This window comes from Stenotrophomonas sp. HMWF003, assembly GCF_003061285.1.
Taxonomy (GTDB): Bacteria; Pseudomonadota; Gammaproteobacteria; order Xanthomonadales; family Xanthomonadaceae; genus Stenotrophomonas; species Stenotrophomonas maltophilia_AP.
Genome location: NZ_QAIW01000435.1, coordinates 41629 through 46188 on the forward strand (window position 1 = coordinate 41629; position 4560 = coordinate 46188).

Here is a 4560-nt window from a genome sequence, read left to right on the forward strand (position 1 = left end):
GCATCGCGAGTTGTCCTTGCGCCCCAGCAGGCGGGTCCAGCCTTCCACGCCCAGCTTGTCCAGCGTCTCGATGTTGCGCTCCACGATCACGTCCGGGTCCGGGAACGCAGCGACCGCGCGTTCCACGCTGTCTTCGCGCAGCAGGTGCAGGGTGGGGTAGGGCGAGCGGTTGGTGTAGTTGCTCACATCGTCCGGTGCCACGCCTTCGAACTGGTACTGCGGGTGGAAACTGGCCACCTGCAGGATGCCCTGCAGGTCCAGCGCCTCGATCGCCGCATCGGCGTTGTCGAGGAAATCGTTGTAGTCCAGGAAGTCGGTCAGCACGTACGGGTGCACGATCAGCGTGGTGTCGGTCTCTTCCGGCGAGGTGTCGCGCAGTCGCAGCAACTCCTCGGCCAGCTCTTCGACCAGCGCTTCGGGCGTGGTCGCGTCGCTGAGCACGAAACGCACCTGGTTTTTCACGTAGACGGCCTTGGCGAACGGGCACAGGTTCAGCCCGATCACGATCTGCTCCAGCCAGGTCCGGGTTTCGGCGATGAAGTCGGTGCCGTCCGGGGCGCTGTCGTCGGTGAAGGCGTGCTCATTCATGGCGGGCGGTATCGCGGGCTGGGCAGGCGATTGTACGGCGCATGGCCGCACGCACGCGTGGTGGCGCCGTTGCCATGCACACCACTGTCCATTAACTGGACACCGGGCATGCTTGAAATCCCTTTACCGGCAGGGGCTTGCGCGTTTTCCGTGAACGGCCAATAGGCAGTGCGGCGCGGCAGGTATCCAATGCCAGGGTGAATCATGTGCAGAAGACGGCCATGCGGCCGTGCTTCGTCCAAAGGAGCCAACAGATGCATGCAACCTCGGAATTCCTCCCCACCGCGCTGTGGTCCGGCAAGCTGTTCGACGGCCAGTGGCAGTCCGGCGCCAGCGCCCAGGACGTGATCGAACCGGCCACCGGCACCGCGCTGGGTCAGATCGCAATGACCGACCCGGCCGGCATTGCCGCCGCCGCCAGCACCGCCGCCACCGCCCAGCGCGACTGGGCCGCCGCACCCTACGAAACCCGCGCCCAGGTGCTGCGCCGGGCCGCGCAGCTGGCCGAGCAGTACAACGACGAGATCGTGGAATGGCTGGTCCGCGAAAGCGGTTCGACCCGGCTCAAGGCCGGCTTCGAGGCCAAGGTGAACACCAAGGCGCTGCATGAAGCGGCCGCGCTGCCGTCGCGCAGCATCGGCGAAGTGCTGCCGTCCGAACCCGGCCGCCTGAACCTGGCACGCCGCCGCCCGCTGGGCGTGGTGGGCGTGATCGCCCCCTTCAACTTCCCGCTGTACCTGGCCATGCGCGCGGTCGCCCCGGCGCTGGCGCTGGGCAATGCGGTGGTACTCAAGCCCGACCCGCGCACCGCGGTATGCGGTGGCTTCGTCATTGCACGGCTGTTCGAACTGGCCGGGTTGCCGGCCGGTCTGCTGCACGTGCTGCCCGGTGACGGTGCGGCCGGTGCCGCGCTGACCAGCGACCCCAACATCGCGATGATCCAGTTCACCGGGTCCACCGGGGCAGGGCGCAAGGTGGGTGAAGCGGCCGGCAAGCACCTCAAGAAGGTGTCGCTGGAGCTGGGCGGCAAGAACTCGCTGATCATCCTGGACGACGCCGACATCGACCTGGCCATCGCCAATACCGCCTGGGGCGTGTACCTGCACCAGGGCCAGATCTGCATGGCCACCGGCCGCGTGCTGGTCCAGCGCAGCCTCTACCCGCGCTTCCTGGAAAAGCTGGTGGCCAAGGCGAAGTCGCTCAAGGTCGGCAACCCGGCCACCGGCGATGTGGCGATCGGCCCGCTGATCAATGCCCAGCAGCGTGACCATGCGGCAAAGATCGTGGCCGATGCGCAGGCGGCCGGGGCCACGCTGGCCACCGGCGGCAGCTACCAGGACCTGTTCTTCGAGCCGACCGTGCTCAGTGATGTGGGCCGCGACAACCCCGCTTTCCACGAAGAGATCTTCGCGCCGGTGGCGGTGGTGGTGCCGTTCGACACCGACGACGAGGCCGTGGAACTGGCCAACGACAGCGAGTACGGCCTGTCGATGGCGATCGTGTCCAGCAACGTGGGCCGCGCGCTGAAGCTGGGCGAACGCCTGCGCACCGGCCTGCTGCACATCAACGACCAGACCGTGAACGATGAAGTGATCAACCCGTTCGGCGGCGTGGGCGCGTCCGGCAACGGCACCAGCATCGGTGGGCCGTCCAACATCGACGAGTTCACCCAGTGGCAGTGGCTGACCGTCAAGGGCGAAGCGCCCGCCTACCCGATCTGAACAAGGAAACGAGCATGGCCGCTACAGCAGAACTGCGCGACATCACCGTGGCCGTGGTGCGCGAGAAGGAACAGCCCTTCACCATCGAACCGGCGCGCATCCGTGCCCCGCAGGACGACGAAGTGCTGGTGCGCGTGATCGCCACCGGCCTGTGCCATACCGACCTGATCGTGCGCGACCAGTACTACCCCGTGCCGCTGCCGGCGGTGCTCGGGCATGAGGGTGCCGGCATTGTCGAAGCGCTCGGCCCGGGCGTGAAAGACCTCAAGGTCGGCGACCACGTGGTACTCACCTACGGCGCGTGCGGCCACTGCAATCCGTGCAGCGGTGGGCATGGCGCGTACTGCAAGGACTTCTTCGGACTCAATTTCGGCGGCGGCGCGCTGGACGGCAGCACCGCCATCCAGGACCCGGACGGCAACCCGCTGCACGATCACTTCTTCGCGCAGTCTTCGTTTGCCACCTACGCACTGAGCCGCGAGAACAACGCGATCAAGGTACCCGACGACGCCCCGATCGAACTGCTCGGCCCGCTGGGCTGCGGCATCCAGACCGGTGCCGGCGCGGTCATCAACTCGCTCAAGGTCACTGCCGGCAGCAGCTTTGCCAGCTTCGGCGCGGGCGCGGTGGGCCTGAGCGCGGTGATGGCTGCGCGCGTGGCCGGGGCCACCACCATCATCGCCATCGACGTGGTGCCCTCGCGGCTGGAACTGGCTACCGAACTGGGCGCCACCCACGTCATCAACAGCCGTGAGGTGGACGTGGTGGAGGCGGTGCGTGCGATCACCGGCGGTGGCGCCACCTTCGCCCTGGAATCCACCGGTCGCCCCGAGGTGCTGGCGCAGGGTATCGAGGCGCTGGGCGGGCGTGGCGTGATCGGCGTGGTGGGCGCGCCGAAGCTGGGCACCAAGGCCGAGTTCGACGTCAACAACCTGCTGCTGGGTGGGCGCAGCATCCGCGGCATCGTCGAAGGCGACAGCGTGCCCAAGGTGTTCATCCCGCAGCTGGTGCAGCTGTACCAGCAGGGCCGCTTCCCGTTCGACAAACTGGTGAAGTTCTACCCGCTGGACCAGATCAACCAGGCCGCCGAAGACAGCACCCGCGGCATCACGCTCAAGCCGATCCTGACCATCGGGTAGTGCCGGCCGCTGGCCGGCAGCACGCTGAAACACACCGTCGCGGGCCGCAGGGCCTGCGACGGTGCAGTCAGTCAGCTTCGCGGGTGTACGCTCCAGATCCGGTTTGGAGGATCCCATGGGCGGCATGCAGCTGGAGCAGCAACAGGCATTGGCAGCGGCGCGCCAGCGTTTCGCCGACGGTGGGGCGCTGGCCGAGTCGTTGCTGGCCCCGTCCGTGCAGCGCTCCTGGGAGCGCTCGCGGCTGGCCGGCGTGCAGCCGCGGCAGGAGCCACATTACGCCCCGTTGGCCGCCTCCGGGCCACGCCTGGACGATCCGGCCGACCGCCGCCTGGCGCGCTGCGTGCGCGATGATCTCGACCATCTCTGGGCCGCCTTCGGTGGCCGCCAGTGGACGCTGTTCTGCGTCAATGCTGGCGGCATGGTCGTGGCCCAGCGCGAGCATGGGCTGGCCGATGTGCCGGTGCTGCGCCCGATCCAGGTGGGCCGGCGGCTGCGCGAGATCGACATCGGCACCACCGCGCCGGCCTGCAGCCTGGCCGACGACGCGCCCGCGCTGGTGCGCGGCAACGAACATTACCTGGACCGTTTCGCCGCGGTGTTCTGCCTGAGCGTGCCGCTGCATGGGCTCGATGGCGAAGTGCTGGGCGCGCTGGACATCACCGGCACCGGCGATCGCGATGCCGAACTGCTGCACGGGTATTTCCGCCAGGCGGCGCTGTCCACCGAAAACCGGCTGATGGTCGAACACCGGCCCTGCCACCTGCTGGCCGTTCAGCACGACGCGCGCTGGCTGCAGTCGCCGTTGCAGGGGTTGCTGGCGGTCGAGGAAGACGGCCGCGTACGTGCGGCCAACCGGGTGGCACGCCGCTTGTTCGGGCTGCCACGGCGGGGAGCGTTGCCGTTGCTCACGCTGGAGGGCCTGTTCGCCGGCGCCAGCGTGCACCAGCGGCGGCGGTTGCTGCAGGCCGGGCCGGCGCATCGGGTGCGTATCGGCGAAGACACGGCGGTGTATGTGCAGTACCTGCGCGGGCCGTTGGCGGCGCGCGCGGGCGTGCGGAGTGACGCCGCCGCCGTCCAGGCGGGCGCGCCGTCGCTGCGTGCGCTCAATGCGC

General features: G+C 68.6%; 4 protein-coding genes. 3 read left to right on the forward strand and 1 reads right to left on the reverse strand.

Translation table 11 applies throughout. The features are described from left to right. Positions 1–588, reverse strand: a 588-nt coding sequence (locus DBR34_RS19015) for a DUF1415 domain-containing protein (protein ID WP_146186887.1), incomplete at its 3' end; no start/stop codon positions are given. Positions 589–842: 254 nt separating this feature from the next. Here DBR34_RS19015 and DBR34_RS19020 point away from each other — a divergent pair. The 3 genes from DBR34_RS19020 to DBR34_RS19030 all read left to right on the forward strand — a co-directional run. Next, the gene (locus DBR34_RS19020) at positions 843–2309 is read left to right on the forward strand and encodes a benzaldehyde dehydrogenase (protein WP_128097933.1); all 1467 of its coding nucleotides are present in this window, start codon (positions 843–845) and stop codon (positions 2307–2309) included. 14 nt (positions 2310–2323) lie between these two features. Next, positions 2324–3448, forward strand: a complete 1125-nt coding sequence (locus DBR34_RS19025; RefSeq protein ID WP_128097934.1) for an NAD(P)-dependent alcohol dehydrogenase — start codon at positions 2324–2326, stop codon at positions 3446–3448. A 115-nt stretch (positions 3449–3563) separates the two neighbouring features. After that, positions 3564–4560: GAF domain-containing protein (locus DBR34_RS19030; protein WP_219928344.1), on the forward strand; the 997-nt coding region annotated here is incomplete at its 3' end.